This window comes from Rickettsiella endosymbiont of Dermanyssus gallinae, assembly GCF_019285595.1.
GTDB lineage: Bacteria > Pseudomonadota > Gammaproteobacteria > Diplorickettsiales > Diplorickettsiaceae > Rickettsiella_B.
Map to the genome: position 1 here is coordinate 967,407 of NZ_CP079094.1, position 18,393 is coordinate 985,799.

Here is an 18,393-nt window from a genome sequence, read left to right on the forward strand (position 1 = left end):
TATAAAAACGATAGTTATTTAATAAGACCCGCTTATAGAATAAAGATCGTAATCTCTAGCTTTTTCTTCAGAAAAAGCACTTTCGTTCATATCCTCACAATGTTTTACTAGATAATTGAGCTGTTTAGGGTATCCCTCGTCGCTAAAAATCGTAGCTCGCTCGCTCACTTGAGAATCAAGTTCAGGAGAAAAGAGTGCTATTATTTTAAGGAACCAGCTTTTTATTAGGTTAAGCAGTAAGCTACTACCTTCGTTCTCTAGACGCCGGCTTAATATAGCTTCACTATTTTCAAATCCTTTTTCAACCAGCGTGAAGGCCTCTTCAATCTGCGATGAATCCTTGCTTGCCATTATTTTTTTTATCACCTCTATCTTAATCTTCATGCTTAAGTCAAGTAAGCGGCTAAAGCCCTTCTTTTTATTTCTATGTGAATATTGGTCGCTCACAAAAATATCGCGCTGCAGCTTTTCAAGCGCCTGCAATACTTCTAAATAAAGTTCTGGTCGATCAGCTTGAATCGATTCAACGGCCGTATACAGTTTTTTCTTTTGTTGATTACGCGTGCAATCAGCTGTTGAAAAAAATCCACCGTATTGATGAAGTTCATTTAACCATCTTGTTTTACATGTATCAAAATCACCATCATCACTGAGTCTTTGATCTTGTATTATGGGCTGATTTTCTTCTTCTGATAAGACGACGTGATTGAGTTCATTTAATAGATTGAGCGTATCGATAAATTGACACTTTTCGTTTATTTCGTTTTCATTTATCGTTTCTTTAGCTAGCTGAGAATATTTTTCCCAAGCCTCGGCATGTAAACCAGTAGCGTTAACAATAACATTATTACTTAATAAGCTCATAAATAAGACGCGCTCTTCCCAATAAGCGCTAACTTTTTCAAACCATATGGCCCAATTTTCTTCCTTTAAAGCGTTTGCAATATCAATAAGCTTCTTATATCGCTCGCTATTTTCATCGTTGCTATTTTCCTTTAAAAACTTAAGCACCGCTGAAGGATCTCCTGAATTCAAATAAGTACCAAAGTGACCGGCTAGTTTAAGCGCGGCTTCTAAGTCAGCTAAAGAAATAGATTTAGCAACATATTCTTTTGCTAAGGCTAGCAGAAGGTTGTCATGCACCGGTTCACAATCCTGTGTTATTACTAATCCAAAAAACTGATCTATCTGTTTTCTTTTTTTATCTTTGAAAAATTGATATAAACTAGGTGATGAATTCTCGAATCGTGCAACCGCTTCACTCGTTTTAAACAAGGGATCCAGCTTAGCTTTTAGTATCTTTAACTTTTTTTGCCAAGGTACATTTGAATTAAATTTATCAAAGCACTTAATAATCAATTGATCTGAAATAATCGCACCTAAACCATTTAATTGTTTGGCTATTTCCTGAGCAAGGGAACCTTCACCCGAATTGAAAAGTATATTCATCGTTTGAATTATATTCGCCAACGTGTTTCTCAATGGTTCGTCTATTAAGACTTTATCACCTGTTGAGAGAGGGATAGGATCAGATAAAAAATTGTTTTTATTCTCATTGATATGCTGAAGTTCTTTTGAACGTGCCAATAGCTTTGATTTGTCTTTACGCGCTGGTGTAATTAATTCAGCATAAAGTTGGCTAAGCTGCTCCAACCATGCCTTTTTCCCTTCATCCTGATTTTTTAATAATTCAGAAGCTAATAATAATCCGAATAGCATCCGTTCTTTTTCAGCATTAGGCGCCTTCAGTGAAGTAAAAAGTTCTTCTTCTTTTTTATTTCCATGAAAAGCCTTTATTTTTTTACTAAACGCTAAGGCATATTCATCTTGTCTATAAGACTCAATAAATTGGGCGGTCTTAGTTTCTATATACTCTAATCGGCTCGACAAACATCCTGCCAGATGTAGGCTCTGGTATAGTTCTTTGTCGGTTTGAGCGGTCTCAGAAGAAAAATAATCCTGGCTTAGTTCTAAAATAAAGGCTGGAGCTACACTATGACAGTTTTCTTTATTGAGTGAGCTATAAAAATATAAATTTTTAACTACATGGTTTTCAGTCCTATCTTGCTGTGAGCACCGTAAAATGGATTGACCTAGACCTTCATCCTTATTTAAATTTGCTTGACTTAAATAATCTTTAGCTGCTTCCTCCCATGCTAAAACGAAATTTAAATAAGTTTTTATTTCATTTACTGCTTTAAGCGCTGGATAGCTAGCGTAAAGACTGGCTTTAATTTGTTCGGGTATTGCTAGATCCGACAATTTAAACAAAAGATCACACACTTCTTTCTTGTCAGAAACGCTCGCATTAACAGTGGATCCGTCAGCAAAAAAAAGTAAGCTAATAACTTCTACAAAATAAGGCTTGTTACGCAGTGTAGATTGATTGCTTATAATAATGTTTACAAACGTATCGAGTCTATCCTCTAGATCGTTTACACGTGGCAGCGTATTAATGTTTAAAATTAAATCATATAAATAGTTAAACGCACCTTCTTCATTATTAGCTTGTTGTTTTGAAAAGCTGATGAGTATGTCACATGCTTGTTTATTACCTACTATGTATTTTTTAATAGCAGCTAAACGTTTATGATCAAGCGATCTATCTTTAAATGCGTCTAACAGCTCATTTAAAAATTTACCATAATCCTCTTTGTCTTCTTCAGTCTGCGTATATCCCATTAAATCGGCGAGCATTTCAGACAATGTTGAAAAACAGCTCAAAGAGTCTGCTGTAATGGGTTTATTTTTAAAAATAGCATGTTGATGAAAAATAGATAATAGATGTATAAAACCACTTAAACGGCCCGGATCATTTTTATTATCTAAAATATCTAATAAGATCTGAATCTTATCTAATGCTATCAACAATATAGCATCTGAATTAAATAACTCGTTCAGCGCAGAATGAACTCTATGCAATTGTTCATTTGAATAGGTTTTATTATTTATTAATGAATCCATACGACGATAAAACTGGAGCAATGTTTTATCGCCTTCAGGAAGAAAGCTATTTTTTAATAGATCCACATCATTAATATCCTCAGAAAAAAAACGGGTATTAATCTTATTTGCGTAATCGGGTAAAAAGTCGAGTAATCCTTTTGTAGGATTAGTTTCTGTTTGTGCTTGCCCTGCTCGATCTTTTGGCACTTCCCATTCTTTTATTAAGGCTTCTTTTAAATCGACTTCTTCTAATTTAAGTAGATTGAGTGCATTATTAATAACGTCAACATACTTTGTTAAAACAGGAAGACTTAATGAACTAAATACCTCACGCGTTTTTGACTTTAAATCATTAATAAATTGATTAAATTTATTAATTGCAGTGCCTTCTTCTTCCAGCGATAAAAAGCCAGCATAACTTTCGTTCACTTCTAGCATGAAGCTTATCCATTTTTCTTTATTTTTTTTATCGCTAATAGTGATTGTTCCAGCTGAGGCAAACTTTGCAACCAAAAGCGATAAGGTGGATAAGGTTGTATTTTTTGCGTTGCTTAGTTGATGTTCTCTTCTTGCTAGGCCCGATTCAAATTCAACTAATGTCTCTGCCGTTAATATCTCTGGCGTAATTTCAGAAACATTTGTTAGCGTTTCACTGGCTTTTGTTTTCCGCTTGTTTATTTTATAATGTGTATACGTTTCGGCAGCTTTCCATAACTCAGGATAATTATTTTCTGCTGAAGAAGCCCTACGATTAATATCGGATAGATCATAGATACCGATAGAAAAAGCAACTATCTCTTTTTCCTCATGACCACGATTTCCACGCCCTATTTCTTGTTTACGCGTATCTCCGTCACTGTCATTTTCACCCGGTAAATAACTTTGTATAACCCCTAAATCGACAGCCCCCTCCGATGAATACGGTTTAATATCAGTACCACGGCCCATTCGAGCACTGAGTGTTACGGTACCGGCCCTTCCCACTTCATTTAATATTTCTGATTCAGATTTACCACTCGTGTTGGTATCACATATTAAATGATTGAGTATTTCTTGTATCGTACTATTTTCTTGCACTGCGGTTCTATTTTCTAACTCATCCTTAATTTTTTGATGCAGCACTAACACTTCATTATCGTCCCTACAGCTTATTAAAATAGGTTGCTGATGGTATTTAAGCAACATGTCACAAGTAGAGTTAACTTGCTGGTCTAGTGACGACGCAAAAATAGATGCTAATTCGATAGCCCGACTTTCAGTATGCCGTGGTATTTTAAGTGTGTTAAAACCCTGTGCTTTTAAGAGCCTGCGTTTTTCACGACCACCAGCGGTCCCTGTCAGACCGATACAAGTTTGATAATACTCCGCTAGAAACGATCGTATATTGAGTGATAATGCGATTGAAGAAATAGGATTAATCAAAAAGTTAGGGGTTCTATCTTGGTTAGCTTCTCGTTTATTCAAGCCAATATGTAAAAACTGCTGTACATAGTTTCCATAGCTTGATCCTAATTGAAGCTGGCTTTCAATCAAAGGACACGCCATGCTTACAGTAATCAACTCCTTTTGAATTAAACGTTGTTCTTTGACAATAGAATAATCTTTATTTTTAGTTAACTGTTTTGCAGCATGGGCCGCTTTAATTAGCGTGACTAATATTTCTGCTGTTGCTTGATTCGGTTGTTCAATGGCATAACGTTCGATAAAGTCGGAAGATTCAGGTGCTAAAGAACTATTTTTTTTAATTTCTTCAAGCAATAGGTTTAGATCATCTGTTTGGATGTATGTAGTAAACCGATCTGGATGTTCTTCATAAAAATCGAAAATAACCTTATAAATCCAAACATTAGAATCAAAAGCAGCCGTTTCACCTGGCGCATAATTATATTGAATCTTGGCTTCTTGAAATAAGATGAAATCGGCTTCATCGATAAAAGCAATGCGTTTGCTTTTATCTGAAAATATACTTTTTCCAAGTAGAACAAAGCGAGAAAAAAATAAGCTCAATCCAGCAGGGGTAGTAAAATTAACAGCACCTAAAGAACCATCAATAGCCGATTTATAATCATTTTCAGCGGAATTTTGATCAATATAACCACAAGGAATTTCCATCGTCTTAAAGAATGGCAAGGATTCCTCATAATCACGCACAGAGAGCTCGGTTTTAGCACTGAAAAGATCTATCTCGTGGCCTGCTAGCGCTAAAAATGCGGTATACAGCGCGCTAATCATACTTTTTCCTTGCCCAGGCGCTATCTGCAGGATCAAACTTTGATCCTTGCTTAAAATCCCTTGAGTCAAGGCTAATAATTGTGTATGTGTCGCCCACTTACCCGATTTACGTAATAAAATTTCACGCATGATGGCAACCAGCTTCATCTTGTCAAAGCTATCCATCTTGCCAGCACGTAAATCCTCTGCTAAGCCATGCAATTTACTGACTAGTTTAACTGTCTTTAATGTAGCTAAACCTTCTGATTGACTATAGCTGTTAGTAAAATATAAGAGACTGATCAGCGTTTGTTGTTGCTCAAAATCTAAGGACGCACCACCTTTAAACTTCAGTTCAGATAAAATGCGTTTTAAATTACTTTTATCTTCTTCAGTTACACTATAATTACGTGTAGAACCCTTTTGATAGCCACATTCAAAATAATCCAGCATCTGCGTAATATTTGTTTCAGCAGCGGAAGCGTTATTCTGCTGCTGATAATCTCGATAAAAGTTAAGATCTGGCACGGGTACCGAGGAAGCATAATACAGCGCTAATTCTTCAAGTTCCGGGTCAGATAATGATGTTAATAAGCTAATAAGTGCATCACAATTTTGTAAAGAACTCTCATCCAGCAGATTCGATTGTTTAATTGATTGAACCAGTACCATCAACAAATTAGTTTCGTTTAATTCATTTGATTGGTTCTCGTTTAGGATTTTTTTATAGTTATCTAAAAATGTATCTAAAAAAATAATTGCCGAGTTAGTGCTTAGGCTAAGTGTTATGAGTTGAATAACGATCGCTTGTTTTTTTTCATCTTTTTCTAGAGCTAAATCTCTTAAATCATGAAGAGATTCCATGGCTTTCTCTGGTATATTTTCATCTTCACCCTGTTCAATTTCTTGCGCAATACCTAAAAATAAATTCAGAAAATTAGCAGCCAGTGCTTCATTTCCGTTACTTTTAATTTCTTTTAAAACCTCTAAACATCTATCGTAATCTAACAAATTTCCTTGCTTGGTTTTTAAGAAAAGTTGGATTAACTTAACCGTTTGCGTTGGTGTAAAGGATTCCTGTTTTAATTGTTGAATAGATACGAGTAAATCACTATCTATGCTGCCAGATAATAAGCCTAAATTAGGGCTGATTAATCCCTGCATACCCTGTTGATTTTTTAGTTCATTTAAAATAACGTCCAATGCGCTTATAGGATAAAGTTGCAGGAATCCATTTGACACGGGTAATAAAGCAGATAATAAGGAATTCAACGCCGACAAAGAATAATAACTTCCCTTTTCAGCCTGTTTATTAAGTAAAGCAACGATCTGAATAAGCTGATTAAAATTTGGATGTGTATCTAATTTAGATAAAATCTCTGCTAAATTATCTAGCAATGAATCTATATCCGTATTTTCATTCGAAGGAACCGCAATGCGTTTAAATAAAGCCTTTAGCGAGTTTTGATTTTCATCGCAGTACAAACGTGATAATTTTAATTTACCAAAGGCTTTTATTTGCTCATCCCCTGACAACATACGATAATCCGCATCTTGCAAGGGAATAATACAGCCAGCCTTGATCTGCTGGTTAATAAATTCGCGTCTGATCTGCTTTACTTTTTGTTCATTCGTTGCGTTTTTAATCAAAGTTAAAACGCTTTCAACTTCTGATTTATCCGGGAATTTATGATTAAAATCAATAGAATTAAGTTGTTGAAAAAGAAAATCTACTTGCTTGATCTTATTATCATTAGATGATTCATAAACGTTATTAATTAAATTAAATAACGAGACTATCGCCTCATCGTTACTATTCTTAGTACGAAAAATAAAGTAAGCGATGGTAGAAAGACAATATTGATTAATCTTTTTTCTTTCTAAGAAGACATCGTATTTATTTAATATTTCAAGATAACCATTTTTACCGTATAAATCTTTTTCTTTGCTTAACTGTAATAACCTTCCAACCGCGTTAATAAAATGATTACTTTTAGCTGTAAAATCGGCTAATAAATTCTCCTGATTGCAAAAGTTATAAAGAATACTGAGATCTTGTAAGTGTAATTTACAGGGGTCTATGCCAAATTGAGTTTCAGTCTCTAAAACAAATTTTCTATTAAAATCACTGATAAAAGTAAAAAATGAACTATCAACTTCGCTATACTTATCAAATAAATCATTCTTTAAATCATCGATTGAATCACATCCGCTACGGGTCATAATAAAAAGCAGCGTCGTTAAAGTTTCTTTGTCACAATCCTGAATCGCTAAAGCATTAATCGCTTGCAAGTGAGTCTTATATTTTTTAAATTGCGCTAGCGTAATATCTGACAGAAACGCAGCAAATCGCAAGCCTCTAAACATACAATATTGCTTATCATTGCTCGGGCTCATAGAAGTACGATAAGAAATTTTATTTTCTGAGCCTGTAAAGTTTTCTAATGCTAAATCAGGATCAAAATAAGAGAAGCCTTCATCTATGGCATAGATCAGATCACCGGAACACCAAGAAAACTTAGCCAAATCGTCAATAAGATCTTGTTGCTTCGCAGTTATATCTTTACCTATGTTTTCTATGCTATCCAGTGCATACATGACCCGCTCTATAAATAAGGATAACTGGAATGGCTTTTTATAAAGTATCAATGCATCTATCGTTTCTGGCTTTACTTGTAATCGCCTTTTTTTTAGATAAGTCATGAAACATTTAAAGCTATTCCAGTCTGTAGAAAATGGATGATAAGCTAATGAATCGGTATTTTTTTTCGATAACTCCCAGAATAGTCGATAGTCACTCTGTTGCAAGGTTTTAATGCAGTCGCACACGGCATTAACTTGAGCTATATCTAATAGCTCAGAAAAATTAACAACCGTATCAACAAAGCCAATTTTCCATTGTTTGAAGTATTCTTCCCCAAAACAAGCATAAATAGATTCAGCTAATTTGAAAAATTGAACGACGGCTGCATCGCCATAATAATAATAAAGCTGCCCTAAAGCCTTTAAATTAGCTTCTGTCAGAAAATTATCTGCAAAACATAATGTAATAAAATTTTTATCAAAGCTATCCTTATCGCTCAGAAAAGAATTAAGTTGTTCGCGCGTTGTCTCAGCAGATTCATTGGCCAAAAACAACGCTCCGTTCACAGCGTAGTAACTCATTTGTATAGCGGCAACGGGCAAAGGTTTTTTATTAAAAAAATTAGGCGCTGTCTGACTCTTATCCCTTAAGGTCTCGAATGCATTAAGAACAAGATCGCTTGAGTCATCATACGATGGTGTTGCTAAGTCAAAACATACGTTCAATGCGCTTTTTTCATTAATAGAAATACTTTCAAATAAACGGTAATCACCTTGCATGACTTCTGTCGGCATTTTATTGTCTAAGCTCACTCTATAGGCAATAGAATTCTCCGCGGCGGATTGTTGTTTAAGATCTGATATTTTCTGTAATTCGCTATAACATAAAATAATACGATCGTTTTTTCCGCTACAAAAATAAAATCCGGCGGGGGGATAATGTATGGATATACCCATTTGAAATTGAGCTGAATGTTTTAAGATGACATCCATTGCGTCTTTCTCTATGGCCTCAATCAATCCTTTGGCCTCTTTCGTACTGCCTACAATGGCATTGAATAATTTAAGTGCGTCACTAGAAAATTGCTTAGAAAAATCTTGTTTTTGATCGGCTGAAAGATTGTTTGAATGTTCAGATAAATAGGCGCATATATTATTACGTGCCAACAACTGTGATTCGTCATATAAATAAGCATCCAACTTTGCCGTTTGCTGCTGTTGTTGCTGCTGCTGTTGTTGCTGCTGCTGCTGTTGTTGCTGCTGCTGTTGCTGCTGCTGCTGTTGAAAACACAAAACAGGCGTTTCCTTTAATAACCATTGTGTGTTACCAGTTAATTTTCCATCCGATTGAGGGACTACAGGTTGAGGTACTACGCTATGGTTGCTTAAGGTTTCTTTAGCACTTTCTACGACTTCTTGGCGGGTATCGTCTTTTTGGCAGTTACACTGTACTTGATTTTGCAAGGCTCTATACTGAGCAACGATAGATGATTTTGTTATATCCGTAAAATATTGAGCATCTAAAGCCGGAATAGCGATTTGAACTTTTATTTTATACGCATGGATTTTTTGTTCTAATACGGCTAATAATGCGCTATGTTCATTCAAGTTGACGTCAAATCCCTGTAACACCAAACACTGTTTCAGTAAAGGCGATTTATTGTCATATTTATCTAATAAAGCCAATAGCTTAGCAACACTATCGGTATCTACCGATTTTTTTGGAAGAACAATTTCAAGCTTCTCAAAAACAGGTAAATCTTTTGCATCATTATCGTTTATTTTATCCCTAGCTTCATAAAAGACTTTGAGTGCTTTGTAAAAATATTGGCTATATAAAGGCTCTATTTCACTTTCAAGATCAAAAAAGCCATGCAATGGGAATCGCTCATTATCGACAGGAAATTGACTGAGCTGTTTAAAAAATGTGTTTAATCCAGATTCCCCCAAAGCGGTCCAATAGCTTGGGTGCTCCGGCGAAGATGATCTGGATTTTAAATAATGTTCAATAAATGATTTATTTGAAAATTTTTTTCGATTAACGCTTAAATAATCAACCATATACAGACCCGTGTCACGCCACATGTGTTCAGCATTTTTTAAGCTGTTATAGCAACCTGGAAACGATGCCTTTAAATTTAAATTGAGATAATTATTTCTAGCAACACAGATTTTTGAATGCTTAATCAATGCATTAATATCGTTAGCCGCTTGGTTATTAGTGCTCGTTGAAAATTCAAAGCTAATATTTAAAATATGTGCATCATGCGCAAACAGTTCAATCAATAAAGCACCTTCTTCATTTGAAAGACTAAACGTATCCTTTAAGTTAACGACGATGTTGCTTCGTTCATTTTTATATAAACCTGCAATGAGTTCCTGAGCATTAGAGGGAGATAAAGTGAGTGTCTTATTATCGCTTGAGATATCTCTATAACTACCGGTTAATACCTGCGCTTCAAACTCAATATAATCTGGCAGACTTAAAAATGGATTTTCCTTGACTAAATTTGGATCATTAAGAATATCTTTTATAGAATGATCTGAGTAACGGCCGGATAAAACTAATGCTTCGTGATATGATTTTTTTTTATCAGCGGTGACTAAGATTTCAGTCACCGCGCTAAAACGCTCTTCAAGCGTAGAAGCTCGGATGCGTTCTTCAATCTCACTTTCCTGATTATGATATAAGGAAGGAATAATGATACTCAGCAGCGCGGTATTCCATTCGCTCCAGTCCTCTGGCTTAGCTTCTATAGAATCACTCACTTCATCATCGACGAAAGAAATTGTAGAGGCGATATCAATGATGCTCCATAGCGTTACCCCATGTTTTTTTGGCAAATAAGCTAACCAATCTCCTGCTTTATTTTTTTTCAGGCAAGACCATTTTGGGTTTGCTTCGGTACCAAAATTAACAATTAATAAAGTAACGTAATCGAGGATTTCATGAGGAAGCCTATTCAGCTCAGTGTGATGGGTTAGCCTTAATTTGGAACAGCATACCCGTATAGGGTCATATTCTATTTCTAGTCGGTTAACAGCACCGTTGCCGTCCGGCTTAATAACAAAGCTTCTAAATAACTTATTATTGAGGATCTCGCCTGAAAAGAATTCAGCACTTAAATAAGCATATAAATCTTGTTGTGTAAGCACATACCCTGAACCAAGCTCTGGAAAAGTAGCCGCATCGATATTGTATTGCAAAGGGGATTTATTTTTTTCAAACTCGCCTGTTTTTAATTTTTCTTCACCAAACCCACTGATTATATGGCGTATTGAATCATTAAAAGCCTCAAGATATATATCACAGTTCTTTATATTGGTTCTTATCTGCTTACTCTGCATGAAATAACCTAGGTGTTCCGTTAAGCTTAATGAAATATTTTTAAAATTAAGCTTTAAAAAATGGACTAGGCAATAGGTTAATAGTTGATACAATAAATCTTCTAATAACAATGAATCATTTGTTGAATTTAAGCTCCATCCGGCTTGATTCGATAATAATTCGATTAGATTTTTAGGTTTTTCCCCATCTTCATACTCCCCTAAAAGGTACAATACACCGCTCTCCTCTCTCCCTTTATAAGCGTAAGGTTGAACCCAATAATCTTGCGTATTGTTTGACACCCTCGTTTTTTTTATACGATATTTTTCATTTTCAACGTCAAAATTAAGAAAAAAATCGATAGTCTTTCTTATACGCTCCCAGACGATATTTTCTACGAGAATGCTTTTTTCGTCGTGATCACGACGGCAGTTAGAAAGTACATAAGATCTCAGGGGAGCTGCAGATTTGACCTGCGTTGCTAAAGTGAACAGTGTCTTATAAATAAAGCCCTTGTTTTCTGGTTCTTTATTTTTCTCTTTAGTCGATTCTAGAGATACCAGATCATTATATGATTTCTCATTATCTGTAGGCTTAGACAAATCACTTTTAAACGGAAACAGGGTTAAAAATACCTGTAATGTTTTTACTTTATCATTGTTAAATAGTAAATTTTTGAACGCCTCATCGCGCTTCAATCTATCGAATAGTCTTCCTACCAGTTGATTTTTATTTTTATTATCCAAAATCATTTGAGATCTGTCCTATTATTATTTTGATAAGAATAATAGAGTAAATAAATTAAGGATTTATTAAGCCGCTTGGCTTTTTAATGTTTTCTTTTTTAAAAAAGGAGCAAGACAATAATAAGACAGGCCCGAGTCACTCAAAGCATTCGCTAATAGACCGTCATTGCTTAGGATTGGCCATATAAGTTTCGGGCCAAACTAACGCTTTTAACGTAGTCGCGCGTTTCTTTCCAAGGTAAAATTTCCACCCAAACATCTCGTGGTAAACGTTGATACAGCGTTTGATAATTTTTAACGCGTGTAGGCCCTACATTATACGCCGCTGTAGCCAATACCAGGTTACCATCAAATGTTTTTAACAAGCGTTTTAAATAAAAACCGCCTAAACGAATATTCTGTTTGGGATCTAATAAATTAGTCGAGGCTAAATTAAGATTTTTCGCTAATATTTTCCCTGTTCCGGGCATAATTTGCATCAATCCTAATGCCCCCGCACTCGATTTTGCATTCCACATAAAGGCACTTTCTTGGCGCATAATGGCCCAAATCCAAGCGGCATTTAAATGCAAACTTCTTGCCGTCGCTAAAACCGGTGTACGATAAGCCATCGGAAAACGTAATCGAATATCATTGTGTATGTTAGCCTTAGCGGCACCAATGATGGCTAAATCGTACCATTCCCATTGCTTCGCTAACTGTGCAGCCGCCTGGCGCTGTGGAATAGATAAATGCGGTAGCGCCCATAACCATTCGCGACGCGCATCGCCTGTAAAGCCTAATGCATGAAGTTCTTTTGCACGTTGTATCGCTTCACTTTGTTGCAACGCCACCGGACTGCCTAATACCCGCTGTATTGCTGGAGAATAGCGTTGCTTTAAGCGTTGACTGGCCAATACACCGTAATAATCCACTTCAGTGGCTAAACGTTTATAAATAACCGTGGCCGCCTGTGTTTGCTGGGTTTCTTCTAATGCCCTCGCCCGCCAATAACGCCAACAAGGAAGTTTTTGTTCACTACGTGTTAAATGATTGATCCAATACAATGCCTGCTTCCAATTCCCTTTTAATAGCTCATTACGTACCCGCCACTCACGTAGCACTGAATCCGTATAGGTAGGTTTAACTTGTTTTAACCACGTGCCTGCATCTAGGTCGGCATGCCTTGCCAGTGAAATAGATAAGCTACTGAGCAAGCTTTGTTTTTCTGCTTCGTTAAACTGATACATTTTTGCCAGTAGTGGCCATGTTTCAACCAATTCACTGGGATCTTTTGTTGCTAAGCGACGTATACCGTCTAATAAAATCTTTCTATCAATCGGATCGTCGGCATCAAATTGTTCGCTTTGCTCCACCAACAACGGATGATTATGGACCCGATACCATAACTTAAGCTGCTGTCTTTCATCTGCCGGTAACAGCTGCCCTAAATGCTGGATAACAGGTGTATTATTTCGTTGAATGGCTTGTTCTAATTTTTTCCAAACTAATGCATGCGTCAGCTCGCCTGAGTGCTCCCAACGTGAGAATACATGATGACAGATATAAGGCGGTGAATTCAGTGTTAGCCATAGTTCAGGTATCGCTTTATAGGCCGCTTGTTGTTGATTCGTCGCTAATAAAGCATTCAGGTAATAACATTGTAGTGTAGGGGCATAAATCGGACGATAATAATGTATAAAATGTGTCCAATCCCTGTGTTTAACCGTTTCGGTTAAACACTCAGTACGTAGTTTATTGGCCAACGGTGTGTCTTTATAGCTTTCTAAAAAGTCGTCTATTGCTACGACATTCTGATAAGCTAGTTGCTGTTTTATTTTGATATAAGATAAATAAGGATATAAGGGATAATCTTTTAACTGATCTTTTAATTGTTCAAATTGCCGGTAATGCTTGGCTAATAAAAGCTGGCGTGCTTGCCAAAATAATTGGCGCTGTCGATTGCTGTCATCCGCATACGGAACGTTTGAATAGAATACGAGCATTAACAACAAGCTGCTCAGATATTTTTTAATCATCTGATTGCTTATTTAGGAAATAGGAAAAAATGATTGCCATTAACTTTATATATATCACTTTAGGATTGCTTGCCAGCTTAATAGGATTTGCGCTGTTTCATTTTTATAAACTAGAGCGCCAACATGAAAAGTTAGTACAAATGGAAAGCCGTTGGTTGGATATTAATCGTTTACTCAATCAGCTCGGTGATTCACGGGTTGCGGATCACCGTCATGCCGCCGAATCAAAAGAGCAATTACTTCGCGAATTAAATTTGCACAGACAACAATTTGATCAGCATCAGTTCGGTAATTTAAAACTTTTACAAGACAGCATACAACAAGGCTTGCAATCCATTAGTCAACGTATGGATAAATTAACTGAAAATACGCAAGAAAAATTACAAATGATCAGCGGGCAGGTAGAAAAACGCTTATTTGATGGGTTTGCACAGACCACTGCAACCTTTACGGATGTCATAAAACGGCTTGCCCTGATTGATGAAGCACAAAAAAGAATCACTGAGCTTTCTAATAATGTGATTAATTTACAGCAAATTTTAGCGGATAAGCGTTCTAGAGGTGTATTTGGTGAAGTGCAATTAAATGCGCTGATTCAAAATGTGCTACCACCCGCCCATTTTAGTTTGCAACACACTCTCAGTAATGGAAAACGTGTGGATTGTCTTTTACTGCTCCCGCCTCCCACCGGCAGTATCGCGATTGATGCGAAATTTCCTTTAGAAGGTTTTAGGAAATTAACCGATCATGATTTACCAAAAAGTGAACAAAAAGCAGCCGCTACACAGTTTCGTATCGATATACGCCATCATATTCAGGCCGTTTCAAGTAAATACATTATCCCTGGCGAAACCTCTGAAGGTGCCTTGTTATTTATTCCAGCTGAAGCCATTTTCGCAGAAATTCATGCCAATTATTATGATTTAGTTGAAGAAGCGCATCGTCAACGCGTCTGGTTAGTATCGCCAACGACGATGATGGCTATTTTAACAACCGCGCGTGCGGTATTAAAAGATGCGGCAACGCGTGAACAGGTACATTTGATTCAAGAACACCTGACGGTATTAAGCAAAGACTTTTCTCGGTTTAGGCAACGTATGGATAATCTATACAAGCATATTCAACAAGCACATACCGATATTCAAGAAGCTAAAACCTCAGCAGATAAGATCAGTTTACGTTTTGAGAAAATAGAAAAAGTTGAGTTAACACCCAACGTCTTGGAATAATTCTACGAACTCGTCATTGCGAGCGCCGGAGGCGCGCGGCAATCCAGCTACGTATTTCCTAGATTGCTTCGTGCCTGTAGCACTCGCAATGACGGATGGCCACGCTCACTGACCTTCGCTCACCATGACGAAAGTTTTAAGGTACTGATATCCCTTTTTTACAGCAGCTTAGCGCACGAACTAACACATAAATAGCGCAAAGACCGATAATAATATACAGGATTCTTGCGATAGGGCTGTAATCGCCGAAAATACCAGTGACTAAATCAAAGTGGAACAAACCGACTAACCCCCAGTTTAAACCACCAATAAATAAGATAACTAGTGCAACCCAATCTAAAACACTCGGATTCTTGAACATAAATACTCCTTTATTTAATCAAGTAACACACATCAAGTAACACGCATCAAGTAAAATGTCTTATTTTTGGCATACTACTGCAATAATACCTTCTTACTGTAGCTCAAAAATCGTAGATAAACAAATATACTCTTCGCGCTCGGATGTTTAGCTGTGCTATAGGCATCCAATTTATGTCAGTTTATGGTCAGGTATTTTGACAACCAGGGCATCACACGTCAGATGGTGAATAACTGCACTTGCCGTAGAGCCAAATAATACACCGATACCATGACGTCCATGACTACCAATAATAATTAAATCTGACTTCAACTGTTTTAGCTTATCTAAAATAACGACCTTGGGTGAACCGACTTCAACGTATTGTCGATCAGCGAGAATAGAAAACTTGCTAGATAATTGAGCCAATTGTTTTGTTGCTTCTACGCGCATTTCACCCTCTAGATCAATGACAGCGGGATAGGCTTGCGCAACGCCATAGGCATTAATGTGCTCGACCGCATGAATAGCCGACAAGGTAGCATTGTTCATTTTTGCTAATTCATGCGCACGCTTTAATATAATTTCATCACAGGTCGGATGCAGATCAATTGCGACTAAAATGTGTTGATAAATGGCCATTCTTCTATCTCCTGCTTTGCCAATAGATAAGATAAGGTAAACTGCTCCTCTTGCTCTACTATAGCAGTAAATGTTCACACGAACACTGGCTTTAGCGCATAAAGAAGCGATTACCGCGGATTGTTATAATGAATTTTCCCAGGCAAGATCTTGCTCTTCCTCTTCGGGCGTTATCATTTTATCTTTAGATGCCATAAAAAATGCAAGTTCAGGTTTTTTTATTTGAGTTTGCATATGGGTATCTATAACGGGCTTTGCTAAAATAAAAGGCTTAAGTGCTGCCAACGCTGTTTTTTGCCCATTCAATTCACCTAGGCCTAATTGCCCCTTATCATTACAGCCTAATGCAAAGAGCTGATTAGCCGCTACATACAAGGTGTGTGAATCGTAAGCATCAAAGGTGCTTACCCCGCTTGCGAGGGTTTCAAACTGAGGAATAATTTTTCTGGTATGGGCACTTGAAAATTGTTGGTATGAGTTTATACCGCTCACCATAAGCGCATGGTTTAGGGTTAATACCACACTGCCTAAGCTAGTTGCTTTAATATGCTTCGCGCAGGGTAGATCTAACTTAGTCCAGGTTTCGCAGCTAGGAACATCGCCTAATCCTAACAAACCATATTCATTAGAGCCAAGACCATAAACCTCGCCTTCAGTGGTGAGAAGCAACGCATGCCTTTGAGCAACTGAGATATCAACCACATTAAAATTTTCTGGCATCACCACCCAATCAGGCAGCAAGCATAGCTTATCATTCAGCAAGCGATGGGGTTTTAATGCGGGGATACCAAAGCGATGAATGATACTTTGCCCTTCCAAAATGGCACTTGTAAAATCAGTCGCGATGATCTGCGTAATGGCGGCTAAGTGAGAGACTTTTTGTAAACTTAGCTGCTCTGGAGAATCCTCTTTAAAGGCAAGTTGTTTATCACTATTACTTCCCATGGCCCAGAGTGTTTTATTTTTACTTAACAGTAAAGAATGCGCAAAGCCAACGCTGAGATGATCAATAGGTTCTATATTGACAATCTCGGTAGGCGTAAAATAATTACTTTGCGCGAATAAACCTAATTGCTTATGTTGATTACTGCCCATTGCAAAAACACGCCCGCTATCTAATAAGATAAGGCTATGGTTTTGCCCACAAGCCACTTGTTTAATTTTTAATTCATTGGACGCGTGCTGATTTTTATACATCGTAATGAAGCCTTATAATTAGAAGTTATAAAATATAATTTCTAACTATAAGACAATTCATCACGCTGTATCAAATTCTGGGTCTTATGTTAGCTGATTGATTAAACTCTAAAACTTCATTATGTTTATTTAAAAAGCCAATTATTTTATCCAGCATACTGGCATCCATTGTTTTTAAATTGCCGTCCATAGGCTCAATCGCTTTGCTATTAATAAAATTTTCCCAAAATAGTAGCATTGATTTATTATTAAATGCGGGTAACGTTGATTGATCAACCGTTGTTGGTTTTTTCCATTTATAATGATTACCGTCTTTTTCAATGAATCTTGCCTGTGATGCAACCGTCGCTAATATGACCGCTTTTTTAGACGATAAGCTCTTATCCTTAACGGCATCACTGAGTGCTAGCATTAAACTTTTTTTAGTGGCTTGACCCGTCATATCGGATAATTCAGTTAGAAAGTTAACGGTTGTTATTTGAGACTCGCTTAAACCTTCCTGTCTTTGAGTGGCGGATCGATTTGAAAAGAATCCTCTATTTGCAACAGCACTTTGAATTTCCTGATCAAATGAAGCACTCGTCGCTTTGTTAGTTTTTTTATCCGTAATAACCGGCGCTTGATTATCGTAACAACATACTAAATTGCTTGTCATGTCAGAAAAAGGATAGTTGTCCTCGGTATACACGCCATCCCTATCTCGATGTCCCATGGCCACGGCCCAAGGATCAACAATCAAACAATTTGATAAATCTGTTAAATCATTAGAGGTATGATCTACCAACAGAAACGTATGTGAACCGAGTGCAGCTTGATGGTTAAATATCTTTATGGGCATCGGATTTAGCTGAGCATTTTCAATCAACGCTAAAAAATGATCGGCGGCTAATTGTGCAAACGTATGGCATGCACCCATCTTCATTTTTTTTACATTCAAAGCCGTTTACTTAATGGCTTCGCGATGATAACTTACCATCGCACCCGCAAATCCCATCACTTTAGGGCCGTGATATTCTTTTTTGGACTTTGCCAGCACTTCATCGGCTACATCGGGGTTAATACACTGAGGAAATCTTGCTGCATCGCAAGTGAGTCGCTATGCTCCCGAAGAATTTCGGCCATGGTGTCCCCGAAATTCGTTCGCATGACGCGA

At 36.9% G+C, this 18,393-nt stretch carries 7 protein-coding genes; 1 reads left to right on the forward strand and 6 read right to left on the reverse strand.

Annotated elements, in window-relative coordinates; translation table 11 throughout:
* Window positions 1-18 precede the first annotated feature (18 nt).
* Together KX723_RS04885 and KX723_RS04890 are read right to left on the reverse strand one after the other, a co-directional pair.
* A complete protein-coding gene (locus KX723_RS04885; protein WP_218813317.1) occupies window positions 19-11,820 on the reverse strand; it encodes a hypothetical protein in 11,802 nt (3,933 codons plus the stop codon).
* A gap of 164 nt (window positions 11,821-11,984) precedes the next feature.
* Entirely contained in the window at window positions 11,985-13,832 is a 1,848-nt protein-coding gene (locus KX723_RS04890) for a transglycosylase SLT domain-containing protein (RefSeq protein WP_218813318.1), read from the reverse strand.
* A 29-nt stretch (window positions 13,833-13,861) separates the two neighbouring features.
* On the opposite strand from KX723_RS04890, the gene KX723_RS04895 reads away from it, so the two are divergent.
* Entirely contained in the window at window positions 13,862-15,061 is a 1,200-nt protein-coding gene (locus tag KX723_RS04895; RefSeq protein WP_218813319.1) for a DNA recombination protein RmuC, read from the forward strand.
* 136 nt (window positions 15,062-15,197) lie between these two features.
* Here KX723_RS04895 and KX723_RS04900 read toward each other — a convergent pair whose 3' ends face one another.
* The 4 genes from KX723_RS04900 to KX723_RS04915 all read right to left on the reverse strand — a co-directional run bounded on the left by KX723_RS04900 (window position 15,198) and on the right by KX723_RS04915 (window position 18,177).
* Window positions 15,198-15,422, reverse strand: a complete 225-nt coding sequence (locus KX723_RS04900) for a DUF378 domain-containing protein (protein WP_126322690.1) — start codon at window positions 15,420-15,422, stop codon at window positions 15,198-15,200.
* Window positions 15,423-15,593: 171 nt separating this feature from the next.
* Window positions 15,594-16,043 (reverse strand): universal stress protein, encoded by a 450-nt coding sequence (locus KX723_RS04905; RefSeq protein ID WP_218813320.1) that lies wholly within the window; start codon window positions 16,041-16,043, stop codon window positions 15,594-15,596.
* A 123-nt stretch (window positions 16,044-16,166) separates the two neighbouring features.
* Complete coding sequence (locus KX723_RS04910) at window positions 16,167-17,240, reverse strand: RCC1 domain-containing protein (protein ID WP_218813321.1); 1,074 nt, start codon at window positions 17,238-17,240, stop codon at window positions 16,167-16,169.
* Window positions 17,241-17,310: 70 nt separating this feature from the next.
* Window positions 17,311-18,177: a hypothetical protein gene (locus KX723_RS04915; protein ID WP_218813322.1), complete on the reverse strand. Its 867-nt coding sequence runs from the start codon at window positions 18,175-18,177 to the stop codon at window positions 17,311-17,313.
* Window positions 18,178-18,393 lie beyond the last annotated feature (216 nt).

Bases quoted from the DNA above. Each gene is read 5' to 3' on its own strand.
- KX723_RS04885 (WP_218813317.1), bottom strand. From the start codon at position 11,820: ATGATTTTGGATAATAAAAATAAAAATCAACTGGTAGGAAGACTATTC.
- KX723_RS04890 (WP_218813318.1), bottom strand. From the start codon at position 13,832: ATGATTAAAAAATATCTGAGCAGCTTGTTGTTAATGCTCGTATTCTAT.
- KX723_RS04895 (WP_218813319.1), top strand. From the start codon at position 13,862: ATGATTGCCATTAACTTTATATATATCACTTTAGGATTGCTTGCCAGC.
- KX723_RS04900 (WP_126322690.1), bottom strand. From the start codon at position 15,422: ATGTTCAAGAATCCGAGTGTTTTAGATTGGGTTGCACTAGTTATCTTA.
- KX723_RS04905 (WP_218813320.1), bottom strand. From the start codon at position 16,043: ATGGCCATTTATCAACACATTTTAGTCGCAATTGATCTGCATCCGACC.
- KX723_RS04910 (WP_218813321.1), bottom strand. From the start codon at position 17,240: ATGTATAAAAATCAGCACGCGTCCAATGAATTAAAAATTAAACAAGTG.